24 protein-coding genes are annotated in these 26,030 nt (G+C 67.3%); 15 read left to right on the forward strand and 9 right to left on the reverse strand.

Annotated elements, in window-relative coordinates; all coding sequences use genetic code 11:
• Positions 1 to 59 precede the first annotated feature (59 nt).
• From HLAC_RS00600 to HLAC_RS00610, 3 genes are all read right to left on the reverse strand, one after another.
• Positions 60 to 410, reverse strand: a complete 351-nt coding sequence (locus HLAC_RS00600; protein WP_012659367.1) for a cell division protein SepF — start codon at positions 408 to 410, stop codon at positions 60 to 62.
• A 62-nt stretch (positions 411 to 472) separates the two neighbouring features.
• Positions 473 to 3,268, reverse strand: coding sequence for a DNA mismatch repair protein MutS (gene mutS, locus HLAC_RS00605; RefSeq protein ID WP_012659368.1), 2,796 nt, complete (start codon positions 3,266 to 3,268; stop codon positions 473 to 475).
• Positions 3,269 to 3,352: 84 nt separating this feature from the next.
• Positions 3,353 to 3,907: a DUF7344 domain-containing protein gene (locus tag HLAC_RS00610; RefSeq protein WP_012659369.1), complete on the reverse strand. Its 555-nt coding sequence runs from the start codon at positions 3,905 to 3,907 to the stop codon at positions 3,353 to 3,355.
• Between the two features lie 311 nt (positions 3,908 to 4,218).
• On the opposite strand from HLAC_RS00610, the gene HLAC_RS00615 reads away from it, so the two are divergent.
• Positions 4,219 to 5,130, forward strand: coding sequence for a DUF8054 domain-containing protein (locus HLAC_RS00615; protein ID WP_012659370.1), 912 nt, complete (start codon positions 4,219 to 4,221; stop codon positions 5,128 to 5,130).
• Positions 5,131 to 5,198: 68 nt separating this feature from the next.
• Here HLAC_RS00615 and HLAC_RS18665 read toward each other — a convergent pair whose 3' ends face one another.
• Both HLAC_RS18665 and HLAC_RS00620 read right to left on the reverse strand, forming a co-directional pair.
• A complete protein-coding gene (locus tag HLAC_RS18665) occupies positions 5,199 to 5,336 on the reverse strand; it encodes a hypothetical protein (protein ID WP_154018574.1) in 138 nt (45 codons plus the stop codon).
• Positions 5,337 to 5,363: 27 nt separating this feature from the next.
• Positions 5,364 to 5,927 (reverse strand): DUF7344 domain-containing protein, encoded by a 564-nt coding sequence (locus tag HLAC_RS00620; protein ID WP_012659371.1) that lies wholly within the window; start codon positions 5,925 to 5,927, stop codon positions 5,364 to 5,366.
• 448 nt (positions 5,928 to 6,375) lie between these two features.
• On the opposite strand from HLAC_RS00620, the gene HLAC_RS00625 reads away from it, so the two are divergent.
• The 9 genes from HLAC_RS00625 (at position 6,376) to HLAC_RS00670 (ending at position 16,617) form a co-directional block, all read left to right on the forward strand.
• Positions 6,376 to 7,851 (forward strand): vWA domain-containing protein, encoded by a 1,476-nt coding sequence (locus HLAC_RS00625; protein WP_012659372.1) that lies wholly within the window; start codon positions 6,376 to 6,378, stop codon positions 7,849 to 7,851.
• A gap of 132 nt (positions 7,852 to 7,983) precedes the next feature.
• On the forward strand, positions 7,984 to 9,336 hold the full coding sequence (locus HLAC_RS00630; RefSeq protein WP_012659373.1) for a SipW-dependent-type signal peptide-containing protein: 1,353 nt from the start codon (positions 7,984 to 7,986) through the stop codon (positions 9,334 to 9,336).
• Between the two features lie 120 nt (positions 9,337 to 9,456).
• The gene (locus HLAC_RS00635) at positions 9,457 to 11,172 is read left to right on the forward strand and encodes a vWA domain-containing protein (protein WP_012659374.1); all 1,716 of its coding nucleotides are present in this window, start codon (positions 9,457 to 9,459) and stop codon (positions 11,170 to 11,172) included.
• Between the two features lie 199 nt (positions 11,173 to 11,371).
• The gene (locus tag HLAC_RS00640; protein ID WP_012659375.1) at positions 11,372 to 12,166 is read left to right on the forward strand and encodes a hypothetical protein; all 795 of its coding nucleotides are present in this window, start codon (positions 11,372 to 11,374) and stop codon (positions 12,164 to 12,166) included.
• Positions 12,163 to 13,242 carry a SipW-dependent-type signal peptide-containing protein gene (locus tag HLAC_RS00645; protein ID WP_012659376.1) on the forward strand — a complete coding sequence of 360 codons (1,080 nt, stop codon included), beginning with the start codon at positions 12,163 to 12,165 and terminating at the stop codon, positions 13,240 to 13,242. The genes HLAC_RS00640 and HLAC_RS00645 overlap by 4 nt, the downstream gene beginning before the upstream one ends.
• A complete protein-coding gene (locus tag HLAC_RS00650) occupies positions 13,242 to 14,303 on the forward strand; it encodes a signal peptidase I (RefSeq protein ID WP_012659377.1) in 1,062 nt (353 codons plus the stop codon). Before HLAC_RS00645 ends, HLAC_RS00650 begins: the two co-directional genes overlap by 1 nt.
• A complete protein-coding gene (locus tag HLAC_RS00655) occupies positions 14,303 to 14,842 on the forward strand; it encodes a RodZ family helix-turn-helix domain-containing protein (protein WP_012659378.1) in 540 nt (179 codons plus the stop codon). The genes HLAC_RS00650 and HLAC_RS00655 overlap by 1 nt, the downstream gene beginning before the upstream one ends.
• Before the next feature lie 203 nt (positions 14,843 to 15,045).
• Positions 15,046 to 15,843 (forward strand): ZIP family metal transporter, encoded by a 798-nt coding sequence (locus HLAC_RS00665; RefSeq protein ID WP_012659379.1) that lies wholly within the window; start codon positions 15,046 to 15,048, stop codon positions 15,841 to 15,843.
• A gap of 114 nt (positions 15,844 to 15,957) precedes the next feature.
• A complete protein-coding gene (locus HLAC_RS00670; RefSeq protein ID WP_012659380.1) occupies positions 15,958 to 16,617 on the forward strand; it encodes a DsbA family oxidoreductase in 660 nt (219 codons plus the stop codon).
• Positions 16,618 to 16,632: 15 nt separating this feature from the next.
• Here the strand turns inward: HLAC_RS00670 and HLAC_RS00675 are convergent, their stop codons facing one another.
• The 4 genes from HLAC_RS00675 to HLAC_RS00690 all read right to left on the reverse strand — a co-directional run bounded on the left by HLAC_RS00675 (position 16,633) and on the right by HLAC_RS00690 (position 21,148).
• Positions 16,633 to 17,457, reverse strand: coding sequence for a phosphatase PAP2 family protein (locus tag HLAC_RS00675; RefSeq protein ID WP_012659381.1), 825 nt, complete (start codon positions 17,455 to 17,457; stop codon positions 16,633 to 16,635).
• Positions 17,454 to 19,448 (reverse strand): ABC transporter substrate-binding protein, encoded by a 1,995-nt coding sequence (locus HLAC_RS00680; protein WP_012659382.1) that lies wholly within the window; start codon positions 19,446 to 19,448, stop codon positions 17,454 to 17,456. The genes HLAC_RS00675 and HLAC_RS00680 overlap by 4 nt, the downstream gene beginning before the upstream one ends.
• Before the next feature lie 121 nt (positions 19,449 to 19,569).
• Positions 19,570 to 20,784, reverse strand: coding sequence for a hypothetical protein (locus HLAC_RS00685; protein WP_012659383.1), 1,215 nt, complete (start codon positions 20,782 to 20,784; stop codon positions 19,570 to 19,572).
• Between the two features lie 61 nt (positions 20,785 to 20,845).
• Positions 20,846 to 21,148 (reverse strand): DUF7091 family protein, encoded by a 303-nt coding sequence (locus HLAC_RS00690; RefSeq protein WP_012659384.1) that lies wholly within the window; start codon positions 21,146 to 21,148, stop codon positions 20,846 to 20,848.
• 355 nt (positions 21,149 to 21,503) lie between these two features.
• Here HLAC_RS00690 and HLAC_RS00695 point away from each other — a divergent pair, with 355 nt between their 5' ends.
• From HLAC_RS00695 to HLAC_RS00715, 5 genes are all read left to right on the forward strand, one after another.
• Positions 21,504 to 22,430 (forward strand): replication protein A, encoded by a 927-nt coding sequence (locus HLAC_RS00695; protein ID WP_012659385.1) that lies wholly within the window; start codon positions 21,504 to 21,506, stop codon positions 22,428 to 22,430.
• A complete protein-coding gene (locus HLAC_RS00700) occupies positions 22,431 to 23,117 on the forward strand; it encodes an RPA family protein (RefSeq protein WP_012659386.1) in 687 nt (228 codons plus the stop codon).
• Between the two features lie 104 nt (positions 23,118 to 23,221).
• Positions 23,222 to 23,626 carry a DUF8146 domain-containing protein gene (locus HLAC_RS00705; RefSeq protein ID WP_012659387.1) on the forward strand — a complete coding sequence of 135 codons (405 nt, stop codon included), beginning with the start codon at positions 23,222 to 23,224 and terminating at the stop codon, positions 23,624 to 23,626.
• Positions 23,627 to 23,937: 311 nt separating this feature from the next.
• A complete protein-coding gene (gene pdhA / locus HLAC_RS00710; protein WP_049933617.1) occupies positions 23,938 to 25,041 on the forward strand; it encodes a pyruvate dehydrogenase (acetyl-transferring) E1 component subunit alpha in 1,104 nt (367 codons plus the stop codon).
• The gene (locus HLAC_RS00715; RefSeq protein ID WP_012659389.1) at positions 25,042 to 26,028 is read left to right on the forward strand and encodes an alpha-ketoacid dehydrogenase subunit beta; all 987 of its coding nucleotides are present in this window, start codon (positions 25,042 to 25,044) and stop codon (positions 26,026 to 26,028) included.
• Positions 26,029 to 26,030: the final 2 nt, after the last annotated feature.

The raw sequence follows: 26,030 nt of genomic DNA on the forward strand, positions 1-26,030 counted from the left end.
AGACGGGCATATATGACACGGTTCGACCGCGATGCGCCGGATCGATGGTTGTCCGCGCCCTACAGCTTCTCTCGCGAGATGCTCACGCCGGTCGGCGTGACGATGATCTGGTCGTCGCCCTTCTGGACGATGTCGCCGTCGACCTCTCGGGCGACCTGCCGTAGCTCGTCGATGATGTGTTCGATCGTCCGGTCCGACGTAGAGTGGCGGGTGATGTCTGCGATGACGAAGTCGCCGTCGTAGACGGCGTCTTTGATCGGGATCACGTCGCCCTGGTCGCCGATCTCCGCAATATGTACCTGCATGCCCGTTTCCGCGTGCGCCTCGGCAAAGTCGTCGAGGTCGAGCTCGACGTAATCGTCGACGGAGCGGTTCCCGCCGCCGCCGAGGATCTTGCTCATAATACCCATACACACCACACGACGAGGTCAGACATTAGTTCTTACGTCAGACGCTCTCGTCGAGCCGGTCGTCAGCGGTTCTCGTCGAGCCGCTCTTGCCACTCTTGAACCCGAGACAGCAACTCCACCGGCGCGGTCTCCGCGACATCGACGTCGGCCAGTTCCTCGATCACGGCGCGGGTCTCGGGATCGAACCGGTCGGTCTCCGCGCTTTCAGCGGTCTCTGCGGCTCCTGCGGTCTCTGCGGTCCCCGCGGACCCACTGGCGCCGTCCGATGCCGACCCCGGAGTCGCCCCGTTTCGACCTCCTCCGGAGCCGGGGGCGCCGGCCGCGGTCGACTCCGCGTCGTCGCTTTCAGAGAACGACCCGGACGAGAGGTCGAAAACGACCTGTTTCGTGTCGCCGTCGGCGGTGCCGGTGAAGCCTCCGCGTTCGCCCCCTCCGCCCCGCGCTCCGCCCTTCGCCTCGATCGCCTTCTCCTCGCGAAGCCGGTCGAGCACCGTCCCGGCGCGGGAGACGACTGGAGCCGGAACGCCCGCGAGGTCGGCGACGTGGACCCCGTACGACCGATTTGTCGGGCCGTCGCGAACGGTCCGGAGGAACGTCACCTCGCCGTCGCGCTTGTCGACGGCGACGTGGACGTTCTCCACGCGCGGGAGGTGGTCTGCCAGCGTCGTCAGCTCGTGGTAGTGCGTGGCGAAGAGGGTCCGCGCGCGCACCTCGTTATGTAAATACTCGGTCGCGGCCCACGCGATGGAGATGCCGTCGTAGGTGGCGGTGCCGCGGCCGACCTCGTCGAGGATGACGATCGAGTCGGCGGTCGCCGAGTGGAGGATGTTCGACAGCTCCTGCATCTCCACCATGAACGTGGAGCGCCCCTGTGCCAGCTCGTCGAGCGCGCCGACGCGGGTGTAGATTCCGTCGACGAGCCCGACCGTCGCCGTCCGCGCGGGGACGAACGACCCCGCCTGCGCGAGCAGCTGGATCAGCGCCGCCTGCCGCATATACGTCGATTTCCCGCTCATGTTCGGCCCGGTGACGATGAGGAAGCCGCGCTCCCCGTCGAGCCGGAGATCGTTCGGCACGAAATCGGTCGTCCGCTCGACGACCGGGTGGCGCCCGGCCTCGACGTCGAGCCGGCGCTCGTCGGCGAGTTCGGGTCGCGTCCAGTCGTTGCCGGCGGCGTGGGTCGCCAGCGACGCGAGCGCGTCGATCTCGGCGACCGCTCGCCCCACGTCCTGTAAGAGTTCGGCGTCGGCGGCGACCCGCTCTCGGAGCTCCTCGAACAGCTCGTACTCCAGCTCGCCCCGGGCCTCCTCCAACCGGAGCACCTCGCGTTCCCGCTCTTCCAGTTCGTCGGTGACGAACCGCTTCGAGTTCTTCAGCGTCTTGATCTCGCGGTAGTGCTCGGGAACCCCGTCGGCCGCGGATTTGCCGACCTGGATGTAGTAACCGTCCGTCTTGTTGCGGTCGACGGTGACGTGACTCAACCCGTACTGCCGCTTTTCGCGCTCTGCGAGCCTATCGAGCCACTCGTTCGCCTTCTCGTGGCGCGCGATCAGCTCGTCGAGCTCGCCGTCGTATCCCACCCTGAGTAGCCCGCCCTGCGTCTTCGTCTTCGGCGGGTCCTCCGCGAGCGCGTCCGCGAGTTCGTCGTGGAGGGTCGCGGCGCGCTCGCGGTCGATTCGCTCCAGCACCGCTGCGACCGGGGAGTCCGCGAGCGCGGTCCCGGACACGGCGTCGGCGAGCGCGGGCACCAGCGCCAGCGAGTCCCGCACCGAAAGGAGTTCCCGCGCGCCCGCGCTCCCGCTAGTCGCCCGCGCCGCGAGCCGTTCGAGATCGTACGCGTCGCCGAGCGTCTCTCGCAGGCGGTCGCGCGCGAGCGCTGCCGACGCGAGCGCCTCCACCGCGTCGAGCCGGCGGTTCAGTTCCTCGCGGTCCCGGCGCGGGCGGGTGATCCACTCTCGGAGGAGGCGGCCGCCGGCGGCGGTGACGGTGTGATCGACCGTCTCGAACAGCGAGCCGTCGGCGTCGCCGCGCATCGTCTCGGTGAGTTCGAGGTTGCGTTGGGTCGTGGCGTCGACGGCGACGTGGTCGCCGTCGCCGTAGGCCGTGAGACGGGTGATCGATGCCAACACGCCGGCGCCGGTTTCCTCGACGTAGCCGAGGACGGCTCCCGCCGCGCGCAGCGCCAGTTCGGAGTCGATGCCGACGCTGTCGGCGGTCTCCCGCCCGAACTGCTCGCGGACCGCGTGTTTCGCGCGTCCCGGCGCGAACGCCTCCGCGTCGAAGACGGAAACCGACCCCGAGAGGTCCTCTCGGACCGCTCCGAGCAGTCGGTCGTCGTTGCGGACGCGCGGTCCCGGGAGCACCTCGGCGGGGTCGAAGCGGTACAGCTCCGCGCGGAGGTCGCCCTCGTCGTCGACTTCGGTGACGAGGAACCGGCCCGTGGTCACGTCGGCGAGCGCGAGCCCGTAGGGGCCGTCCGCGTCGTCGCCCTCGCGGACGATCGCCGCGAGGTACCGCGCGTCGTCGTCGGCGGTTTCGAGGAGCGTCCCAGGCGTGACGACGCGGGTAATCTCCCGGGCGTGGCCGTCCTCGGTCTCGTACTGGTCGGCGACGGCGACCCGGTAGCCGCGCTCGACGAGCGCCTTCACGTACGGGGTCAGCTCCGAGAGCGGCACGCCCGCCATCGGGTACGACGAGCCGTGCGAGGACTTCTGTGAGACGGTCAGGTCCAGCTCGTCGGCGACCAGCTCGGCGTCGTCCGCGAAGAACTCGTAGAAGTCGCCGCACTGCATGGCGAGGATGTCCGCGTCGGTCTCGGCCTTGAGGTCGAGGAACTCCCCGACGATCCCCGTTGGCATATATCCGTACTCCCGCCGTCGGCGGGTAAAACCCTACGGGTGTGCCGTGGCCCTAACGGGCGTATGGTCGCCGCGGCGTCCGTGTCACCCCAGACGGTTCCGCCGCGTCGACACCCGGTGAATGACCCCGGAGAGGCCGAAAAGCACCGCGAACAGGACCGCGTACGCGTATCCGGAAACCGCCGCGAACGGGACCGTTCCGATCCACGCCGCGCCGCCGAGCAGTCCGCACACGACTGCGAGGCCGATGTAGTACTCCCCCCAGAGGATCTCGTTCCCCGAGACCACTTCGAGGTACATCTCGAGCTGACGGCTCTCCTCGGTCAGCGAGACGATCCCGCGGTTCGGCTCGTAATCGATGAATCCCCCACCGGCGAGTTTCGGCAGGTGAGACTGGTGGAGCGCGGTGTACACCCGCTTGCGCTGTTTGTACGTCACTTCGGGGATTTCGACGTCGTTCTCCCACGCCGCAAGCTGCTCGGCGATGTCCCTGACGCGAGCGTCGTCATCGTGTTGTTTCAGGTAGGTGATCACGTTCCGCCGCCGCCGGTTACTGAGCGCCTTGAACACCTCGTCCCGTGAGGGTTCGTCGGCGTCGTTGTTCGTCGCTTCCTTCTCCCCTATGAGTTGTGGTGTCATGGCTCAGTCACGTGTTGAATTACCTTACCTATTGAGACCAGATCACATATCACTATCTATTACTATTCCGCCGAGACTGTCTGGAAGATATACAGCTCTTGACATCCTCCTCTGCGTTCACGCGGAGGAGGATGTAAATTTGTATAAACTGCCAATCACAGCGCTACTCGCGAGCCGTCCGCGATCGAAACCATCGTGTGAATGCTCAGAACTTGTCATCCAAATGAATATGTGTATCCCGGCTCTGTATCGCATCTCATACCGGTTGGTAGGTCGCGCATACATAGGCTCCCTCGTCACCAACGACTGGCATGACGGCATCACACGATACCGACACCCCTCTCGGCCGGCTTCGGCGTCCAGAGTACACCGGCGAAAACCGCTGTCTCCCCTGCACGGTCGTCAACGTCGCGATCGCCGCGGTCGGCGCAGTCGCCGTCGGCGCGCTGATCGCGGTCGAACTCGGCGCGGTCGTCCTCGCCGTCGCGCTCGCAGCGATCTGGCTCCGCGGCTACCTCGTGCCCGGCACGCCCGAACTCACGAAGCGCTACCTCCCCGGGCGCGCGTTGCGGCTGTTCGGAAAGGGACGCGACGCCGGGCCGCCGGCGGAGGTCGACGCCGAATCGTACCTCCTGTCGGCCGAGGTGTTGGTCGAGACGCCGGACGGGAGCGACCTCGCGTTCGCGCCGTGGTTCGAGTCGGCGTGGCGGACGCACCTCGCCGCGCTGCGCGACGCGGCCGACGCCGAGTTCGGCGCGTCGTCGGTGCCGGGCGAGGCGGTCGGAGCCGCCGAGACCGCCCCCGACGGTACCTGCCCTGCCTCTCCCGCCGACATCGCCGCCCTCGCGCGGCTCGCCGGCGTCGACGAGGACGGGCTCTCGCTGCGGTGGCGCGGCGAAGCGGGATTCGCGCACGCCGGCAACGAGCGAATCGGTCACTGGGAGTCCCGATCGGCGTTCCTCGCGGATGTCGCCGCCGACCGCGCGTTAACGGCGCATCTCGACGACTGGGCGTCGCTCCCGCTCGTCTCCCGGAGCGGCGTGCTCGGTGCGCTCCGGCTGTTCGTCGAGCGGTGCCCGACTTGTGAGGGGCCGGTACAGTTGGAAGAGCGGGTCGTCGAGTCGTGCTGTTCGAGCTACGAAGTCGTCGCCGGGCGGTGTACCGCGTGTACCGCGCGGCTGTTCGAACTCGACCTCCCGCCGTCGCTCGCGGAAGCGCGGTAGTACGGACCCGTTTTTGACGGCGTTCGATCGGCGGCGCTCGCCGCGGCGAACGCGCATTTATAAGGGATCTACAGCGTCGTTGTCGGCTGTTTATAAGTGGTTGCTGGCGGATCGACGGTGAACACCTCCAAAGCCCCAGCCGCGAGGCCCGTTGGCCGCTCGCCGGCGCACGCCACCGCCTCGGCGACGACTTTTATAAGTAACACCGAAACGTCGCAAAATCGCAGGTCGCCTCAGCCGCGTCGTCGCAGACGGAGGGTGGCACTTCGGCCGGCTCGAAGCTGCCGGAGCACGGAGAAACGGTTGATCCACAGTTGGTAGGCGCTCGCGGCGGCGAACAGCGCGAGCGCGAGGCTCGTCAGCAGGACCGGATCGATCGCGGAGACGAGGGGGACGCCGAGCAGCGCCGCGAGCAGGACCGTCAAGGAGACGACGCCGAGCGCGCGGTACAGCTCCGACCACGTGACGCCGGCGCTCGCGACCACCTCGGTGTACAGCGCCACGTCCCGCGCGTGCCGGGACACCTCGATCGTCTGGGTCTCCCGGTCGTACTCGATCACGCCGAGCTCTTCGAGCTTCGGGAGGTGCGTCTGCACGAGCGACGTGTACACGCTCTCGCGACAGCGCTTCGGCGGCGGGCTCTCGCCGGTCTCGTGGCCCGCGACCAGCGCCGACAGCTCGTGAACCGTCACGACGCCGCCGACGCTCCCGAGCTGTTCGAGAGCGCGCCGACGGCGTTCGTTCGCGAGGATCGTGTACACCTGTTCGGCCGGAAGTAGGTCTGTTCGGAGCTTCATGGATGTGGGCCGCCGACGTCCGAAAAACGGAGCGTCAGTCGATACGTCTGACACGTCCGATGGGAGCATATGTATGGTCCGGCTACCCGGTCGGCGACGGACCTCGCCGCTCCGCTCTCCTCGCGAAATCACCGAAAACCGATACACGTGAGCGAGTTGAGTTACGGGCGACTCGGTGAGCCCGCCGAACGCCGACGCCACGTGATACGGCCTTCGTACCGCTCGGACCGCCGCGAGTACGTTCTTCGTTCCGGGATCGGCGCCATGAGTAGGGCACCCAAACCGCCGATCGAACGGCCCGTTGAACCGAGAAAATCTGGCGTTCTACCCGGTCGAACGGCGCGTTCGACGATGACGTGGCTACGCGTAACTACGTCGGTATCCCTCGGAGGAGAGAGTAACCGACTTCGGCTAACCGGCACGGACGGGGGCGAGTCGGCAACGAACCATGAACCCGGACACAAACGACACAATCGGACTCTCGCGACGCACGCTGCTCGCCGGCCTCGGTGCCGTCGGCGTGGCCTCTGCGGGCGCGGGACTCGGGACGACGGCGTATTTCAACGACACCGAGTCGTTTGAGGGTAACACGCTCACCGCGGGCGAGCTCGATCTCAAGCTCGACTACCGCGCCACGTACGCGGGCGGCCCTGGGCGCATCGATGAGATCAACGGCTGGTATCCGGACTTCGAGGTTGAAGAAGAGGAGGACGGCGTCTACCTCATCGGCGAGGTCCCGAATATCGACGAGGGCGAGTGGCCCGATATCGTGCAGGAGCGCGACTTCTGTGCGCCCGACGTGGGCCTGATCAACGGCGACCAGATCCCGGTCTTCACGCTCGACGACGTGAAACCCGGTGATTGCGGCGAGGTGACGATCAGCCTCCACATCTGTGACAACCCCTCGTGGGTGTGGATGAACGGTGAGCTAACCGCGAACGACGAGAACACCGTCTCCGAGCCCGAGGCGGGCGCGGACGGTGAGGGTAACGCGCTCGGCGACGACAGTGACGGCCCGATCAGCGGTGAGGGCGAGCTGGCCGACGCCATCGACGTGACGGTATGGTACGACGAGAACTGCAACAATATCCTGGACGCCGACGCCGAGGAAGCAGGGGATTCGGTGTGCGTTCAGCTCGTGATCGACACGTCCGGATCGATGGGTGGCAGCCGTATCGCCAACACGAAAAGCGGCGCGAAACAGCTTGCGGAAACTATCCTCGATGCGAATCCCGACAACCAGGTCGGCGTCACGCGATTCAACAACGGAGCCAGCACGCCGCAACAGCTGACTGATGACCTGGACGACGTCGAGGCCGCGATCGACGGGCTCAGCGCGAGCGGAGGCACCAACGCTCAGGCCGGCGTGGACGCCGGACAGGCTGAACTCGAGAACTGCCCCCACGACAACCGCGTGATGGTCGTCTTCGGCGACGGCGACATCAACACCGACGGCAGCGCGGCGAAAGTCGCTGGGACCGAGATCTTCGCGATCGGCGTCGGCGGCGCGAGCTTCAGCGACCTCGAGGACCTCGCCAGCGATCCGGCCGACGAGCACGTGTTCTTCGCGATCGACGACGGGGCCATCGAGCAGATCTTCGGACAGGTCGCCGAGACGATCACAGTCGGCGAGGAGGTCATCTTCGAGGGATCGCTCGCCGGGGCGATGGCTGCGCTCTCGGATGGGATTGCGCTTGACGGCAACCGCTCTGTCGAGGGCCGACAGCCCTACGAGGGCGGCCTCACCCAGTGTATCGGCTTCGAGTGGTGTCTGCCTGCAGAGGTCGGCAACGAGGTCCAGACCGACTCCGTGGCCTTCGATCTCGGCTTCTACGCCGAACAGTCGCGGCACAACGACGCGCCGGACGTGTCGTTCAACGGAACGGCCCCGACCAGCAACAGCACCGCAAACGTGTCGCAGTAGACACGCGACTCCGAGCGGGACACCCGCTCGCCCCCGGGCGGTACTCGCCCGGTTCCCGGTTCGGCGCCTTCGGGCGGCCGACGCGGCGGTTCGTGACCGCCACCGGGAGTTCCCCTCAGGGGATGATACACAATGAACGACGATACAATCGGACTCTCGCGGCGCAAGATGCTGGTCGGACTCGGTGCGGTCGGTGTCGCCTCCGCGGGCGCAGGACTGGGAACGACGGCGTACTTCAACGACACCGAGTCGTTCGATGACAACACGCTGACGGCCGGCGAACTGGACCTGTTCGTCCACGTCGACTACTCCGAAGACCAGGGCAGCTACGCGCAGTACTCCACCCCTGACGGGACCTTCATCGACGGCAACGTCGTGGGCGGCGGAGAGGGTGACCCCCTCAGCATCCAGGTCTCCGACCTCAAGCCCGGCGACTCCGGCGAGGGCGAGTTCTGCTTCTCGATCGTCGACAACCCCGCGTACATGTGGATGTGTGGCGCGGTGACTGAGAACAACGAAAATGGGCAGTCCGAGCCCGAGATGGACGCCGACACGACCGGCGGCGACCCCGGCGAAGGCATGGGCGAACTCGCCGACGCGATGCAGGTGACTGTCTCGTACTGCACCGACGACGACGGCGAATACGCTCTCGGCGAGGAGATCGCTTCCGGCTCGCTGGCGGACGTGATGAGCGCGCTCGACAACGGCATCCCCCTCTCCGGCGACGGCGACGCGGAGGCCCCGGTCGACGGCCGCGCGCCCTTCGAGGGCGTCGACTCGGCTTTCGTCAACGAAACCGAGGTCAACGCGGCCGAGCAGTGCGTCTGCTTCGAGTGGGAGGTCCCGTTCGACGTGGGCAACGAGATTCAGACCGACTCTGTCGCGTTCGACTTCGAGTTCTACGCGGTGCAGTCGCGCCACAACGACGGCTCGGCCAACCCCTGTATCACCTCCCGTGAGGTCGAGGGCTTCGGCAAGCAGGACTACGAGCCGGACGCCGACGTGCTGTGGGCCTCCAAGGCGCGCAACGGCGGCTCCAACACCTTCGAGCTGATCGTGGGCGACGACAACAGCAACGCCGACACCGCCGACTACGACTTCGGCGGCAGCAGCTTCGACGGTGACCTGACGGTCGCGTACGACGCCGACACCGGCGAAGCGACTCTCGAACTCGCCAACGGTACCACCACCGACGTCAGCTACGCCGTCAGCAACGCCGCCGGCGACGTGATCTCTATCGTCGCGCGCGGCAGCGACGCGAGCCACCTCGCGAGCGTCTCGAACGTCCGGGTCAACGGGACGGCCCCAACTGGTCCCGACGCAGTCGAGGCGGACGGCAGCGAGACCGTCTCTCTCCTGATCGAGGACGTCGACGCCAGCGCCGACTGGGAACTGACCGCGGACGTGGCGTTCGAGGGCCTCGACGACGACCCGAGCGCTTCGGACGAGAACCCCGCAGTGTACGTCGAGGTGCTCGACGCGTAGGCGGACGGCTTCACTGACATACGGGGGCGTATTCCCCCACCTCCCACTCCGGACCCGCGCGGGCGGCCGGGACGACGGTTCGACTCCGTCGGTGGGACTTCCCCTCGGGGAATCACACTCATGGCAGACAACGACAACATCGACACAATCGGACTTTCGCGGCGCACGCTGCTGGCGGGCCTCGGCGCGATCGGCGTGGCCTCAGCGGGGGCTGGGCTCGGGACGACGGCGTACTTCAACGACACCGAGTCGTTCGAGAACAACACGCTCACCGCCGGCCAGCTCGACCTGCTCGTCGACTGGCAGCAGACGTACGACTTCGGCGATGGCCATCAGTTCGTCAGCGCGCACCCGGACCACGACGGCGACGGGGAGCAGTCGATCGCCGCTGACAACGACGCCGGAGAGATCAAGTACAGCGACTTCCCGGACGACGAGGACGAAGACAGCAACGGGGCGAACATCCCCGTCCTCGACTGCGAGACCATCCCGCCGCTTTCGGAGGCGGACTTCGGCACGGACCCCGTCACCGGCGAGGAGATGGAGACGCTCGTCCAGTTCACCGACGTGAAGCCCGGCGACTCGGGCGAGATCACCTTCTCGTTACACCTCTGTGACAACCCCGGCTACATCTGGATGCAGGCGGGCAACGTCAGCGATGAGGGCGGCGCGTTCACGGAGCCGGAAGACGTCGCTGCCGGCGAGAACGCCGCCGACCTCGCGGACGCCATCGACGCGAAGCTCTGGTACGACGAGGACTGCGACAACGTTCACGACGACGCGGGACCGATCGACATCATGCTCACGCTCGACTTCTCGGGGTCGATGCTGTACGACCAGTACGGCGGCGTGGTGAGCACGGACCCGATCCAGGTCGACGGCCAGAGCTACGGCGAGACGACGAAGATCGACCTCGTCGAGCTCGGCACGCGGCAGTTCATCGACTACCTGCAGGCGCAGAATGCCGACGTGCAGGTCGGCGTCGTCTACTTCGACGGCGAGGGGAGCGGCGAGAACACCCCTCGGACCGGCATCCTCGAACCGCTAACGACCAACCTCTCGGCGGTCGACACCGCGCTGTCGAACCTCCGTCAGAAGCTCGCGAACGTTGTGAGCGACGCGGCCCCGTCGACGCCGTTCGACAACGACGGGAACCCGGACCCGTACTCGAACGCCGACGGCATCGCCACGGGCACCTACATCAGCGAGGGGCTCGACGACGCGCAGACGGAACTCGCCAGCAACGGTCGAGCGAGCGCGGAAAAGCGGAACATCGTCCTCTCGGACGGCGAGTCGTTCAACGGCGACGGGAACACGAACTACGCGCCGCCCGCGAGCGCCGCGGCCAACGCCCGCGCCGCGTCCCCGGCGCCCGCGACCGACGTGTACACGATCAACGTCAACGGCAGCGCCAGCACGCTCCAAGCGATGGCCGGCCCGGCCGGCGGCTCGGGCGGCGATCCCGTGTTCTTCAACGACATCAACGACCCGCTCAACATCCCGACGGTGTTCGGCAACCTCGCCGCACAGACCGTCGCGGAGAAGGTCATCATGGAGGACACGCTCGCGAACGTCCTCGACGCGCTCGCGGACGGGAACGGCGTCCCGCTCGACGGGAACCGTGCGACGCTGTACGACGAACTCAGCGACGACCCCAACGACCCGGACCGCGAGGCGTTCCGCGGTGACGGCGTGATGCACTGCGTCGCGCTCTCGTGGGAGCTCCCGTTCGACGTGGGCAACGAGATCCAAGGCGACACGCTCAGATTCGACCTCGGGTTCTACACCGAACAGGCGCGCCACAACGACGGTACCGGTCCCGATCTGCCGGCCTGATTTCCCGGCTTACGCCGGCCCGCTGAGCAGTCGATCCACGTTGGACCGGGTGGCAGATCGGGTGACTACGCGGGGGTATGACATTCGTACTTCCGGGTACGACCGCCGTTCCGGCGGGGTAGGACGCGCATACATACGAGTGCAGTGAGGGTAGGAAGGGTATCGACGAAACGGCCGTTCGGAGCCGCAACGACACACAATGACACAGAAAGAATCGAAACTCACGCGGCGGGAGGCACTCGCGGGCGTCGGGGCCGTCGGCTTCGCGACCCTCGGGGCCGCCTCCGGACGGCCGACGGGAACGGACGGCTGGAGCGAGTACTCGGAGTACACGTACGCGCAGTCCGACACCCCGTGGGACCTGCGAGTCGGCTGGCGGCGCACGGTGAACGGAGCGGTCGTCGGATCGAGCCCGATCGATGGCGTCGTCGACGTCGAGGCGGCTGGGATCCGACTCGTCGACGTCGAGGACGCGCTTCCGGGAGACTACGGGACCGCGAGCGTCGGGCTCCGACTCGACGACCCCGCGGGCACCGCCCCGGACGGCGTTCGGGTGTGGCTGCGGATCGACCCTCGCCTCGGTGACGCCGACGCGGCGAGCGCGGCCCTCGCCGAGCGCATCACGCTCGACGTCCGGTACGACACCGGAATCCTCGGGATCGGGGGCTGCGGGGGCGCCGAGAGCGACTTCGCCGGCTACGGCGAACCGATCGCGTCCGGAACCCTCGCGTCGCTCGACGGCTCCGCGCTCGCGACGGGCGTGGAACTCAATCCCAGACTCCTCGGAAACGGCTGTCTCACAACCGATGAGCGTCGCTGTCTGATCTTCGCGTGGGAGTTCGAATCGGAGGGCGGCAACGCCGGACAGGGCGGCGCCGTCGACTTCGACGTGGAGTTCGCCGCGGACGACTGCGGCGCCGAGGGGAACCCGTTCGAGGCGACCGACGGAGCGAGCGGAGACAGTTCGCTCGACGCCGACGGGGGATCCGCATGACTCTCGGAGACGACGGCGCGGGGCGCCCGAGCGAGATGAGCCGGCGCCGCCTGCTCGCCGGCATCGGCGGTATCGGCGCTGCCGGGATGGCGAGCGGGCTCGGGACGGGGGCGTATCTCTCGGACCGCGAGACGTTCCCGAACAACGGCTTCGGTGCCGGAGAGGTCGAGCTGGTCGTGAACGACACAGTCTCTGACGGGACCTTCGCGGTCGACGTGTCGGAGATCAATCGCGGCCACGATGGCACCGAGCGGTTCGATATCGAGGTACGGACGAACCCCGTTCGAGTCTGGCTCGCGACCGACTGTCCGGACGCTAGCGACGCCCTCGCGAACGTCCTCGAAATCAAGGTCATCGTCGACGGGGAGTCGCTGACGGGTGATTACCGGTCCCTCGCCGACGTCGAACGAGACCTCGTCGCCGGCGAACGCCTCGTCGAGGGCTGTCTCGACTCCGATGACAGGGTGACGGTCGAGGTGTACTGGCATCTCCCCGCCAGCGCGCCCGACGAGGTCGCCGCCGAGACGACCGACCTGACGTTCCGGCTGTACGCCGAGCAGTGTCGCCACGTCTCCGAGGCGGACGCCGCCGGATCGAACCCCTTCGCCGACCGCGTCTGTGAGGGGCCCGAGTGCGTTCCCTGCGCGGACGAGAACGGCGTCAAGATCGGCTCGCTCACGCTCCGGTACCTCGGCAACGAGCCGGCTGACGTGGTCGTCGTCGCCACCGGCGGCGGCGCCGGCGGCGTTGGCGGCGGCGGGACGGAGGTGTTCGTGGCAGCAGTGGGTCCCGACGAGACCTTCGTGGTCGACGGGTCGGCGTCGCCCACCGGTGATCCGGACTGGATCGGTCCGAACATCTCCGTCGACGACGGGTCGGAGACCGGCGAGAGCAACGGGAACGGGAACGGAAACGGCAACAACGGGAATGGAAACGGCGGAAACCGTCCCGCGGGCGTTAACATCCATACGAGCTGTTCGGTCTCGATCGGTCCCGGAGACATCTACGGCGACTTCGAGATCGTCGCGGCGACGACCACGGACGGCGAGCCGATCTGCGGCTCGGAGGAACTCTGATGAACAATCCACTCACATCACCACGACTCAGGAAGGCGGCGAACGTACTCGGGATCGTCCTGTTGATCGCCATCGTCGCCCCCTTCGCGGTGTACGCGGCCCCGGAGATCGTCGGCGCGGACGAGAGCTTCGTCGTGCTCACGCCGAGTATGACGCCCGAAATCGCGCCGGGAGACGTGGTGATCGTCGCCGAGCGAGACCCGACGGCGATCGTCGAGGGCGACGTGATCACGTTCGCTCGCGGCGCGAGCGACGTGCCGGTGACGCACCGCGTGATCGACGTGGTCGACGAGGGCGGCGGCCTCGCCTTCGAGACGCAGGGCGACGCCAACGAGGGACCGGACCCCGGGCTCGTCCCCGCAGCGAACCTCGTCGGCGCGGTGACGTTGACGATCCCGTACATCGGATACGTGATTCAGTTCGCAGGCACGCGAACCGGCTTCGTCATGCTGGTGCTGCTCCCGTTTGGTCTGCTCGCAATCACCGAGATCTGGTCGGTCGTCCGGGATCGCGACGAACGCGGGGCGTCGACCGCGGCGGCTGCAGAGTCAACCGACGGCTCGTCCGATAATTCGATCGACGAGACCGGCGGCAAAACGACGAGCTCCGCGACCCCGATCGAACCCGCTGCGACCAGCTCCGGGGGCGTCTCCGTCGACGCGGTCGGCGGAGCGGCCGCGGTCCTCGCGGCGTTCGCCCCGTATGCTGTCTACGTCGCGCTCCAGCTTCGAACCGCCGCCGCGATCGCGATCGCGGTGGGTGCGTCGACGCTCCTGCTCGGGGCGCTCGCGGCGTGGGTCCCGGCTAGCGGCGTCCTCGATCGCGGCGAACCGGTCGCGAAACCGTCCGAAGACGACGGTGCGTCCGACGCCGACTGGGAGACGCCTGCCTTGGCCGACGACCCCGAGAACGGCATCGACGGGCGGCCGACTCCCACCGACGGATCGACCGATGCGGGCGACACCTCCGACCCGGCCGCAGCGATCGACGGGTCGGGATCGGCTCCGCCGGAGGCGCCGCCCGCACCGGGGCAGCCGAACGGGGCCGGGGAGGGGAACTGATGGCTGGGAACCGCGGACTCGTCGGCCTCCTCGCACTCGCCGTGTTGGTGTGGGGAGTCGCGTTCGGCGGCGGGCTCACCGTCGCCGTCCTCACGTCGAGCGTCAACGTGACGGCGACGTTCGAGACGACCGACGGTCTCACCGCGATCGACGAGTCGATCGGTAGCGATCCCGCCGCTGCGACCGTCCCCGTCGGGAACGGGACGGGAGACGCAGAGGGACTTGAGAACGTCACCGTCCCACCGGAGAACGTCTCGCTCCCGTCGGACGAGCCGGTCACGAACGGTTCGGTGACGCCGAAAAACGAGACGGTGCCGCCTGAGAACGCGTCAGAACCAACTGAAAACGCGCCGGAATCCTCCGAGAACGCGGTGACGCCGCCGACGGACGAGGGAGCTCCGACCACGAACGAGTCGGCCCACACTGGAAACACGGCCGCCGAGAGCGCGTCGGCGTTCAGGGGTAGCATCCCCGAATCAATGACTCCCGACGCTCGTCGGTCAATGACCTCCCCGACACGATCTGCGGGAGAGGCGTGAGCGTGACCTCGCCGATCCGGCCGCGGGAACCGGCGGAGAGACGCACCGCGAAGTCGGCTCGTCACTCTCTGTTCGGGACAAAGCTGGCGGTGTTGCTGTTCTTGGCTGTGCTGCTCCTGTTCGCCCTGCTTTCCGGGATCGCTCGCGGAATTGCGACACCCGTTCACGATTATTAAGTGCCGGCCGATCGAACCGCCGAACGTATGGTCGCACTCGATGCGTTCGCGTTCGTCTTCGTTGCGGGGCTCATCACGGCGCTCGCGACGGGTATCGGCGCCCTTCCCTTCTTTTTTTTCGACTCGATCAGCGACCGCGGCAACGTGGCGCTGTGGGGGTTCGCCTCCGGGATCATGCTGGCGGCGTCGCTGTTCGGGCTCGTCGACGAGGGGCTCGCCGAGGGAACGCCCGGAGAGATCGGGATCGGGATGCTCGCCGGCGTGGCCCTCGTCGTCCTCGCGCACGACGTGCTGATGGACGCCGAGATCGACCCGCAGGAGTACGAGGAGGCCGACTTCAAGAAGCTCGTCCTGATCCTCGGCGTGCTGACGGTCCACAGCTTCCCGGAGGGGATCGCGGTCGGCGTCTCCTTCGCGGACCTCGGACTGGAGGGCGGGACCCAGCTGTTCGGGTTTACCGTCCCGCTTTTAGCGGTGTTCATGACCCTCGCCATCTCGATCCACAACGTGCCCGAGGGGACCGCCATCTCCATCCCGCTGCGGTCGATGGGCGTCTCGAAGTGGAAGATGGTGTGGTGGTCGGTGTTCTCCAGCCTGCCGCAGCCGATCGGCGCGGTCGTCGCGTTCGCGTTCGTCCGCTACGCCCGCGAGTTCCTCCCGTACGGCTTCGGCTTCGCCGCCGGCGCGATGATCTATCTCGTGGTGTCCGAGTTCATCCCCGAGGCGCTCGAAACCGGGGCCGATCTTCCCGGCGGCGGCAAGCCGGTACTCGCCGGCGGGATCGGGCTCGGCGTCCTGTTGATGGTTCCTCTCAACTTCATTTGACTCCAGACCGGTCGCCGATCGCCGCCGCCAACACCTGAGCCGATCGCCATCGCCGACACCTGAGCCGATCGCCGCCGCCGAACGGCCTTTGCCGCTCGCGACCGGACCGACGGTATGTCGAACACTGACGCCGCGGATGCACCGACTCCCGACGCGACCGAGTCGATCACCATTTACTCCGACTACGTCTGTCCGTTCTGTTACCTCGGCCGACAGTCGTTCGCGCGGTATCAGGAGACGCGCGAGGAACCGCTCGCGATCGACTGGCACCCGTTCGACCTCCGTGCGGGGAAGCGCGGTCCGGACGGCGAGATCGACGACACCGCGGACGACGGGAAAGACGAGGAGTACTACGAGCAGGCCCGCGAGAACGTCCGCCGCTTACAGGAGAAGTACGACGCCGAGATGGCACAGGAGCTCAGAACCGACGTCGACTCGCTCCCGGCGCAGATCGTCTCGGTGCACGTGCGAGAGACCGCGCCCGAGTCGTGGCTCGCATTCGACGAGGCGATATTCGCGGCGCTGTGGCAGGACGGTCGCGACATCGGCGACCGCGAGGTGCTCGCCGACATCGCCGCCGACGTTGACGGGCTCGACCCCGAGATCGTCGACGAGGCGCTCGCGGACGACGACCTCCGCGACCGCGTCACCGACCTGTTCACCGCGGCGCGGGAGCGCGGAGTCACCGGTGTCCCGACGTTCGCGTACGACGGCCACGCTGCCCGGGGCGCGGTGCCGCCGGAGCAGCTCGAACGGCTCGTCGGCGACGTGTGACCTCGTCTCGCCGGCTCACTCTCTGACCGCTCCACTGTCCGAGCCGTCTTCGTCAACGAGCCGATACGACAGGTACACCGCACCGAGCGCGAGCGCAGTCCCACCGATCACGTCGGTGAGCCAGTGGATCCCGAGGTACATTGTCGCGATCACCACAGAGACCGCGAGCCATGCAGCGATCGGTGTCCACAGCGGGTACTCCCGGCGGGTCAAGACCGCGAAGGTTCCGACGGTCACCGACAGCGACGTGTGCAGCGAGGGGAAGACGTTCGTGGCTTCGTTTATCTCGCCCGTCAGCGCCATAATTCCCGGGTTGTGGGTGAAAAGCAGCGGTGTCACCATGTCGGGCATGACGTTGCGCGGCCCGTATGCGAGCACGACCGTGTACAACACGAGACCGATAGCATAGTTGAGCGCGTACGCGACGACGAGCCGCTTCAGGGTCGTCGTTCGCGGGAGGGCCAGGTACGCGAGGAACGGGAACGCGAGCAGGAAGACGTACCCGTACACGTACACCGCCGAGAAGTACACCGTCAGCTCGGGGGAGCCGAACGTCGCCTGCACCCACGCGACGAAGTTCCCCTCCAACGCGTAGATAGCCCACGTCAATTGGAGCCCGAACAGCTCCGAAACTGTCTGGAGAGAGCCCCGGCCGACCGCGCTCGCTATCAACACTATCACCAGCGCGGCGAGCGGTCTCTGGATCTCCCACAGCCGGTCGCGGAGGTCGTCCCAGAGCGCATACAGTCGCCGCGGTCCGATGATGGCGACGCTCGCGACGAGCAGCGCCGCCCCCACCCACACCGCGAGCGAACTCACGACTGACAGAAGCCGGCTCATGTGTTCGGTGCGAGCAGCCGTCCCTCCTCGTCGAACCGGTACCCCACCTCGCGGAGTCGATTACGGGCCGTCTCGGAGTCGAGCGATCCCGACTCGCCGACAAACGGATGGACTGGGTCCGTCTCGCGGTCCTCCCAGCGGAGGTCCGAGGGCACCCACTCCGGGGTGGCGGCGAGCGGTGAAGCCGCGGGTTCGGCGTACCCGTCGAACGCAACGTCGACGAGGGTCTGCTTGTCGATCAGCGACGCGAGGACCCTGCGGAATCGGGGGTTCGACAGCGGTGCCCGGCGAGTGTTGTACCCGATGTGGTAGAACCCGCCGGATCGCCCTGTCACGAGCCGAGCGTCGGCTTCGCGCCCGATCCGCGGGACAGAGTCCGGGCCGAGGTTCGAGACTGTCGCGTCCGCGAAGCCGTCTCCGACCGCCTGCACCGCGGCGATGTCTGACCCCATTACCTCGATCTCAAGGCGGCCGAACGCCGGCTTCCCGTGAAATCGCTCGGAGATCTCCGTGAGCGGGTCCGTCGCGTCACCGGCCGATTCCCCCCCGTCTGCCGCACGCACGAGAAAGTGGTCCGGGTTGCGCTCGAAGACGACCGACTCTTCGGGAGTGGCCTCGACGAAGCGCACCGGACCGCTCCCGATCGGATTCTCGTTGTTCGTCACCACGGCCTCGGTCGTCTCCGCGTCGAACTCGAATCCGGCGATCGTCGCCATATCGGTCCGCTCCCCCCAAACGTGCTTCGGGAGGATCGGTACCTGGAGCGCGCGCATGCCGACCGCGTCGTTGACGCCGTCGAGCGTCAGCCGGACCGTCGTCTCGTCGATGGCGGTCGCCGTCTCGACGGCGGACACCCGACCGCGGAAGGTCGGTGTCGGCACGGGCGACTCGGTCGTTCCCAGCGAGGTGTCTTGGAGGAACTCGTAGGTGAACGCGACGTCTTCGGCCGTCACCGGTTCCCCGTCGTGCCAGTCGGCCTCTCGCAGCGAGATCTTGACCCCCGCGTCGCCGACCTGTTCCCAGTCGGCGGCGAGCCACGGGATCACCTCCCCGTCGTCGACCAGCACGAGTCGGTCGTACAGCAGGGAGGTGAACGTGCCGTAGCGCCGGTACTCGGCGGCGATCGGGTTCCAGTTCTGCGTGATGCGCTCGTCGGTCGTCACGAGCCGGAGGGTGGCGGCATCGTCCGCACCATCGTCGTCGTCCGTGAGCGGGTTGTCGTCGATCAGCCCGTCGTCGGTCTCGTTGACAGCGGTCTCATTACCATCGATCTCGTCGCCGTCGGCGGTCTCGTTGCCGTCGGCAGTCCCGTTCCCGGCTTCCGTCCCGCCGTCCTCGATCTTGGCCCCGCTCCCGTCGGCGTCCCCGTCCGCCGCGGCGGAGCGCTCCAAGCCGAGCAACCCACCGACTGACAGCGGCTGATGGTTCGTCCAGTTCTCGAAGCGGTCCTCGCGGACCGCGATGAGCGGGTCGGGGAACGCAACGACGGTGAACGGCTGCAGCTCACCGAGGGTTCGCTGGAGCTCCGCCACGGCCTCGCGTCGTTCGTCGCCGTCCGCTCGGCGCTGGGTCGCGAGCAACTCGTCGACGCCGTTGATGTCGGTGAATCCGAACGGGTTCTGCCACCCCGACTCCGCGACGAACTGGGAGTGAGTGAACGCGTACATCGCGTCCGGGTCGAACGGCTCCGCCTCCCGGAACTGCCCGACGTACACGTCGAAGTTGTGGTTGATGAGCACCTTCCGCCGGAGGTCGGTGTGCCCGAGGGTGCTGATCCGGGCGTCGATGCCCACTGCGTTCAGGTTCTCCGCGAGGTGTCTGGCGATCCGAATCGCGTTGGGGTCCCTGTCGGCGGGCGGGGCGTTGATCTCAAGAGTTAGCTGCGAGGACCGGTCGCGTCCCGCGATGTTCCGTGTGCGGCCGAGACAGCCGGCGCTCAGGGCCGCGAACCCTCCCGCGAGCGCGCCGCGCCGACTGATCTGCCGAGTCATGTGTTCGTCGCTGTTTCGTCCCTCGCGTATATCTCTTCTGTGGTGTCGTCGCCGGACCGAACTCCGGATCCGGGTGCGAAGCGCGGCGGTCGCCTGCCAATTCGCCAGATCCGCTGGCCCCTCAGATCACGTCGGCGAGCGGGAGTGTCAGTCCGATCGCCCACGACACGAGCCCCGCCGCGAGCACTGGGCGGTCGGCGGCGGCACGCCCTATCGCGACGACGCCGAGCGCGGCGAGGAGGGCCACCCGGTGGACGAGGAGATCGGGCGGCACCGCCACGCCGAGCGCGGCGAAGTCGATCACGAACCCGGCGCCGAGCCCGACCACGACACCGAGGAACGCCGCGCTCGGGTCCGAATCGGGTGCCTGCGCGACGACGAGCGCCGGAATCCCGACCGCGATGACCAGGTACAGCGGGCCAGCGATGAGTTTTGGTCCGACCCCGGGGTACGCGGCCTCCAGCGCGACCCCTGCCACTCGGACGCCGACGATGAGGGCCGCGAGCGCGGTGCCGAGGACCGCCGCGTCCGCGTGTCGGACCGCCTCCCGCTGGGTCCGACGCGCGAGTTCGACGGCCGCCGCCCGGGTCCGGCGTCGGAGCAGCGCGCCTCCCAGCATCGCCACCGACGCCGGCTCGATCACAGAGACCCAGCCATCGCTCCAGCCGCCCTCCATGCCGCGGTACTCGCGGCTAACCTCGGCGTCGACCGCGCCGTAAATGAATTCGTCTTCGAGCCGGACCGCCGGGTCGTCGATGCCCGGAACCGTGTGGCGGAGTCGGAACCAGTCGTAGTACTCCTCGTGGGCCTGTACCGCGGTGTAGGTTCCGTCGGGCGACTCGTACGCCCGGAGGTGGTCGCGCACGCCGAGGTACGCCCCGTCGTGGAGTTCGAACGTCTCACCGAGCCAGACGCCGCGGTCGGGTTCTTCCATGTAGCTGTACCGGTCGGAACTGTGCGCGTCCGCCCAGTCGCGTTCGACGAGCGCCAGCACCTGATCGGCGTCGGCGGTCGCCGCCGCCTCCGCTTCCTCGGTCTCCTCCCAGTCGGTCCCCGTCCGCCTCTCAATCGCGTGCCGCGTCGTCTCCGCGTCGGCGTGAACGAGGACGTTGATCGCGAGCGTCCGCCCCTCCACCGAGGTATCTCGGCTCGTGTACGGCCAGAGTCGGTAGTCGCCGTCGACCGTGATGAGCGACTCCTCCTCGACCGCCGAAGGCGCCGGCTCGTCGACGATCGGTGGCGGCGCCTCGTCGCCTGCCCCGGCGAAAAAGCCGGAGGCCGCGAGCCCAACACCGACCACGACGAGGAGCGCGACGACGACCGTCGTCCGTCTCATGGGTCGTGTGAAGGTGGCGGGGGAGAAACGCCTTTGGGTGAATTTCTGCGATCTCCGCCGTTCACCAGGTCTCGACGAACCCTTCCCGCACGTCCTCCGCGCACCCCTCGCAGTCGGGGTGGCCGCCCTCGAAACACGACGGTCGTCCCTCGGCGTCGACGGCGACGGCCCGGCGCTCAGCGTGTCGGCGACAGACGATCCGGGCGCGCCCCTCGTCGTCGGTCGGGAGGTCGTACTGCTCCGCCCCCGAGCCGTCGCCAGCGGGATCCGTCTTCGCCTCGGAGTACGCCCGCTTAGCCTCCTCGAACTGCTTGCCCGCCTTGCGGAGCTGCTGGCGGATGACGCGTTCGAGTTGGTCGTCCATACCCGTCGTTTCGGCGCGTCGGATATAGGTCCGTTGCCGAGGGCGGGACGGGACCGAGCGCGCCTCGTCGCGGTCGATCTGTCGTCATTCCTGTCGCGATCGACTCGCCAGCACCCTCGTTGGTCCGTTCCATGCTACTGTTCCACTCGAAACGACGCCCGCGTGTGACTGACGCGTGTCAGACGCAGGCGCGATCGGCTGCTTCGGTGATCTACCGGAACCAGCGAAATCCCGGTACGAGGCGCCAAAAGCACCGATCAGTTCACTTTCACTCTGGTCACACACGTTTTAATACCGTGAGGAACCAACCGTCGTACGCCTCCCATTGAAACACGACCGGAGGCGGAGACACCCCATGAGCGAACTGCGACAGGAAGCGGAAGCGATAGCGGAACAGTTCTCGGACCACCTAGACGTCGGCGCCGACGAGGTCGAGGAGCGACTGGAAAACCTCGTCAACGAGTACCGCGTCCCCCTCGACGAGGCGCGTCGGAGCGTCACCAACAGCTACCTCGAAGACGCCGGGATGGAGCGCGACGAGCTCGGCCGCGGCGGGAGCGAATCGGTCCTTGTCAACGAGATCGACGAGGACGAGCAGTGGGTCGACCTGCGCGTTGAGCTGGTCGACCTGTGGGAGCCCCGCAGCGACTCGATCTCGCAGGTCGGACTCTTAGGCGACGAGTCGGGCACGATCAAGTTCGTCGCCTTCGAGACCTCTGACCTCCCCGAGCTGACTGAGGGACAGGCGTACGAGCTCTCCAACGTCGTCACCGACGAGTACGAGGGGAGCTACTCGGTGAAGCTCAACCGGACCACCCAGATCACCGAGATCGACGAGGAGATCGAGGTCGGCGACAACGCCGACACCGTCGAGGGAGCCCTCGTGGACATCCAGTCCGGCTCCGGGCTGATCAAGCGCTGCCCCGAAGAGGACTGCACGCGCGTCCTCCAGAACGGACGGTGTTCCGAGCACGGACAGGTCGAGGGCGAGTTCGACCTCCGGATCAAGGGCGTCCTCGACGACGGCGAGACCGTCACCGAGGTCATCTTCGACCGCGAGGCCACCGAGGAGCTCACCGGGATGGGCTTAGAGGAGGCCAAGGACATGGCGATGGACGCGCTCGACACCACCGTCGTCGCCGAGGAGATGGGCGACGACGTGCTCGGGCGATACTACCGCGTCACCGGCCCCACCTTCGGCCGGTACGTTCTGGTCGACGAGATGGAAGACCCCGGTGCGGTCGACGTTGAAAACGCGCTGATCGAAGCGAGGTCGATTTAAATGAGCCAATCTGCCCCCACCCGAGAAGTCGCCCGGCGCGTGTTCGCGACCGAATTCAACGACGCCGGCTTCACGTTCACCGAGTCCGACGACGAGCGCGCCCCCGTCTACGCGCTGCTGCCGACGGGTGAGTCATCGAACCGCGTGTTCTTCGTCGGCACCCTCACGGAGAAGGAGGACGTCGGCGAGGACGCCGAGTACTGGCGCGGCCGCATCGTCGACCCGACGGGCACGTTCTTCGTGTACGCCGGCCAGTACCAGCCCGAGGCCGCCTCCAAGCTCCGCGATCTGGAGCCGCCCGCCTACGTCGCAGTCGTGGGAAAGCCCCGGACGTACGAGACCGACGACGGCACCGTCCGGGTCTCGGTCCGCCCCGAGTCGATCACCGAGGTCGACGCCAACACTCGCGACCGCTGGGTCGCGGAGACGGCCAAGCGAACGATCGAGCGCGCCGCCGCGTTTGACGACGAGGGGAACGAGTACGCGCGGATGGCCCGCGAGGAGTACGACCTCGACCCCGAGACGTACAAGGCCGCCGCGCTGTCGGCGCTGGAGGATCTCGACGAGAGCGACGGCGACGAGCTCGCGGGCGACGGGTCCGAGGGTGACGATACCGCGACCGACGATACCGCGAGCGACGACACCGCTCCGGACGGATCGGATTCGGCCGGCACGCCGGAGCCCTGACGCGATCGGTTCGGCCCGACTCCGGTCTGCCCCCGGAACGTAATTTCCAATCTTGCGATCGTCTGACAAACGCTTAAGTATATTGCGCGACGATCGGTCCGATAATGGGCAACAAGAACAAAACGATCTCGTTCCGCGTCAACGAGGACGCCTTCGAGACCCTCCGCGACATCGCCGAGGAGCGGGATATCTCGCTGTCGGCGGTCTTCCGGGACTACGTGGATACGCTCGTTGCCCACGACGGACAGGTCCGCGTCATCCCCGAGGCGGAACTCGAAAGCATGGGCGACACCGGGGAGTCGTTCCCTCCCAAGATCGAGGTTCCGAAGAGTTTCGTGCGCGAGCACGAGCGGCTGGAACTCGAGGCCGATCACCTCCGCGAGCAGTTGGAGGAGCACAAACGCTACGTCAACTACCTCCGCGAGCAGCTTGAGGACGGCGACGAAGAGGTGATCCAGCTCGAAGACCTCGACGGCGAACCCGACGAGCCCTCGTTCCGGCTCGGATAGTCGACGGCGGGTCGTTTTCGACCTCTCCCGACAACGCTTTTTCCGTCTCGCCGCAGTTCCTCGTCCCCGATCAGCCGCGCCTTCGACAGGCGGAGAAACCTACCCGATCGTTCGGTACTGTTCGGTGAAACGACGATGTCGGCGAAAATATTGCTGGATATGCCTTGAGTTGTTCAAAAACGTCCGATTCTCTCCGACTCTGATGGACAGTTCCTCACCCCTCCTATCGATTTCTGACTATAATAAACTATTTACGAAAACCATAATACCCGGGCGTCGAACCCTTCGTGTATGAAGAGGTGGGTTCGACCGTGAGCGTGTTCGACAGAGCGTACGACGATCCGGTCCGCGTTCTCGACGAGGGCGGCGAGGTCGTCGGCGACGTGCCGGACCTCGACGACGAGGCGCTCGTCGAGATGTACCGGGACATGCGGCTGGCGCGGCACTTCGACGGTCGCGCCGTGAGCCTCCAGCGGCAGGGGCGGATGGGGACGTATCCGCCGCTGTCCGGACAGGAGGGCGCGCAGATCGGCTCCGCGACCGCGCTCGACGAGGACGACTGGATGGTCCCCTCGTACCGCGAGCACGGCGCGGCGCTCGTTCGTGGACTCCCGCTGAAACAGACCCTACTCTACTGGATGGGCCACGAGGCGGGCAACGCGACGCCCGAGGGCGTGAACGTGTTCCCGGTCGCGGTCCCCATCGCCTCGCAGGTCCCGCACGCCACCGGTGCGGCGTGGGCGTCGAAGCTCCGCGGCGAGAACGACGCGTTCCTCTGTTACTTCGGGGACGGCGCGACCAGCGAGGGCGACTTCCACGAGGGGGTCAACTTCGCGGGCGTGTTCGATACGCCGACCGTCTTCTTCTGTAACAACAACCAATGGGCCATCTCCGTGCCCCGCGAGCGACAGACGCGGAGTGCGACGCTGGCCCAGAAGGCGGAGGCGTACGGGATCGACGGGGTACAGGTCGACGGGATGGACCCGTTGGCGGTGTACAGCGTCACGAAGGCAGCCGTCGAGAAGGCGCGTGACCCCGAGACCGACCGACCTCGCCCGACGCTGATCGAGGCGATCCAGTATCGGTTCGGCGCGCACACGACCGCCGACGATCCGACGGTCTACCGCGACGACGACGAGGTCGAGAGCTGGAAACGGAAGGACCCGATCCCGCGACTCGAACGCTACCTCCGGTCCGAGGGCGTGCTCGACGACGAGCGCGTCGCGGAGATCGAGACCGCCGTCGAGACACGGGTGGCAGAGGCCATCGAGGCGGCCGAGTCGGAGGTGCGGCCGAAGCCACAAGAGATGTTCGAGCACGCGTACGCGGAGCTCCCACCCGAGCTAGAGCGGCAGTACGAGGAGTTCGCGGCGTTCCGCGAGGCACACGGCGACGAAGCATTCTTGGAGGAGTGAATGAGCGAGACACAGAACCTTACCGTGGTACAGGCGGTTCGAGACGGATTGTACACCGAGATGCGCGAGGACGACGACGTCCTCGTGTTGGGCCAAGATGTGGGGAAGAACGGCGGCGTCTTCCGCGCGACCGAGGGCCTGTTCGACGAGTTCGGCGGCGACCGCGTCGTCGACACCCCGCTTGCAGAGTCGGGGATCGTCGGTGCCGCCGTCGGCATGGCCGCGATGGGACTCAAACCCGTTCCCGAGATCCAGTTTTCGGGGTTCATGTATCCCGGTTTCGACCAGATCGTCTCCCACATGGCCCGCTTCCGGACGCGAAGCCGGGGGCGATTCAACCTGCCGATGACCCTCCGCGCCCCGTACGGTGGCGGAATTCGGGCGCCGGAGCACCACTCCGAGTCGAAGGAGGCGTTTTACGCCCACGAGGCCGGGCTGAAGGTCGTCATCCCCTCGACCCCGTACGACGCGAAGGGGCTGCTCGCGGCGTCGATTCGCGACCCCGACCCGGTGATCTTCCTCGAACCGAAGCTCATCTACCGGGCGTTCCGCGGCGAGGTGCCCGAGGAGCCGTACACCGTTCCCATCGGTGAGGCGGTCACCCGCCGTGAGGGCGGCGACGTGGCGGTGTTCACCTACGGCGCCATGACGCGCCCGACGCTCGAGGCCGCTGAGACCCTCGCCGAGGAGGGGATCGATTGCGAGGTCGTCGACCTCCGAACCGTCTCACCGCTCGACCGCGAGGCGATCATCGAGGCGTTCGAGGCCACCGGGCGTGCCGTCGTCGTCCACGAAGCCCCGAAGACGGGGGGGCTCGCCGGCGAGATCACGGCGATCATTCAGGAGGAGGCGCTCCTGTATCAGGAGGCGCCCGTGAAGCGCGTCACCGGATTCGACGTGCCGTACCCGCTGTACGCGCTGGAGGACTACTACCTCCCGACCGCGACCCGCATCGAGGAGGGTATCAGAGAGGCGGTGGAGTTCTGACC

The sequence above is a fragment of the Halorubrum lacusprofundi ATCC 49239 genome (assembly GCF_000022205.1).
Taxonomy (GTDB): Archaea; Halobacteriota; Halobacteria; order Halobacteriales; family Haloferacaceae; genus Halorubrum; species Halorubrum lacusprofundi.

Coding starts and splice junctions, on each gene's coding strand:
- HLAC_RS00610 (WP_012659369.1), bottom strand. CDS start 3,907: ATGACACCACAACTCATAGGGGAGAAGGAAGCGACGAACAACGACGCC.
- HLAC_RS00715 (WP_012659389.1), top strand. CDS start 25,042: ATGAGCGAGACACAGAACCTTACCGTGGTACAGGCGGTTCGAGACGGA.
- HLAC_RS00645 (WP_012659376.1), top strand. CDS start 12,163: ATGACTCTCGGAGACGACGGCGCGGGGCGCCCGAGCGAGATGAGCCGG.
- HLAC_RS00655 (WP_012659378.1), top strand. CDS start 14,303: ATGGCTGGGAACCGCGGACTCGTCGGCCTCCTCGCACTCGCCGTGTTG.
- HLAC_RS00670 (WP_012659380.1), top strand. CDS start 15,958: ATGTCGAACACTGACGCCGCGGATGCACCGACTCCCGACGCGACCGAG.
- HLAC_RS00620 (WP_012659371.1), bottom strand. CDS start 5,927: ATGAAGCTCCGAACAGACCTACTTCCGGCCGAACAGGTGTACACGATC.
- HLAC_RS00680 (WP_012659382.1), bottom strand. CDS start 19,448: ATGACTCGGCAGATCAGTCGGCGCGGCGCGCTCGCGGGAGGGTTCGCG.
- HLAC_RS00630 (WP_012659373.1), top strand. CDS start 7,984: ATGAACGACGATACAATCGGACTCTCGCGGCGCAAGATGCTGGTCGGA.
- HLAC_RS00675 (WP_012659381.1), bottom strand. CDS start 17,457: ATGAGCCGGCTTCTGTCAGTCGTGAGTTCGCTCGCGGTGTGGGTGGGG.
- HLAC_RS00635 (WP_012659374.1), top strand. CDS start 9,457: ATGGCAGACAACGACAACATCGACACAATCGGACTTTCGCGGCGCACG.
- mutS (WP_012659368.1), bottom strand. CDS start 3,268: ATGCCAACGGGGATCGTCGGGGAGTTCCTCGACCTCAAGGCCGAGACC.
- HLAC_RS00625 (WP_012659372.1), top strand. CDS start 6,376: ATGAACCCGGACACAAACGACACAATCGGACTCTCGCGACGCACGCTG.
- HLAC_RS00650 (WP_012659377.1), top strand. CDS start 13,242: ATGAACAATCCACTCACATCACCACGACTCAGGAAGGCGGCGAACGTA.
- HLAC_RS00600 (WP_012659367.1), bottom strand. CDS start 410: ATGGGTATTATGAGCAAGATCCTCGGCGGCGGCGGGAACCGCTCCGTC.
- HLAC_RS00705 (WP_012659387.1), top strand. CDS start 23,222: ATGGGCAACAAGAACAAAACGATCTCGTTCCGCGTCAACGAGGACGCC.
- HLAC_RS00700 (WP_012659386.1), top strand. CDS start 22,431: ATGAGCCAATCTGCCCCCACCCGAGAAGTCGCCCGGCGCGTGTTCGCG.
- HLAC_RS00665 (WP_012659379.1), top strand. CDS start 15,046: ATGGTCGCACTCGATGCGTTCGCGTTCGTCTTCGTTGCGGGGCTCATC.
- HLAC_RS00615 (WP_012659370.1), top strand. CDS start 4,219: ATGACGGCATCACACGATACCGACACCCCTCTCGGCCGGCTTCGGCGT.
- HLAC_RS00690 (WP_012659384.1), bottom strand. CDS start 21,148: ATGGACGACCAACTCGAACGCGTCATCCGCCAGCAGCTCCGCAAGGCG.
- HLAC_RS00640 (WP_012659375.1), top strand. CDS start 11,372: ATGACACAGAAAGAATCGAAACTCACGCGGCGGGAGGCACTCGCGGGC.
- HLAC_RS00695 (WP_012659385.1), top strand. CDS start 21,504: ATGAGCGAACTGCGACAGGAAGCGGAAGCGATAGCGGAACAGTTCTCG.
- HLAC_RS00685 (WP_012659383.1), bottom strand. CDS start 20,784: ATGAGACGGACGACGGTCGTCGTCGCGCTCCTCGTCGTGGTCGGTGTT.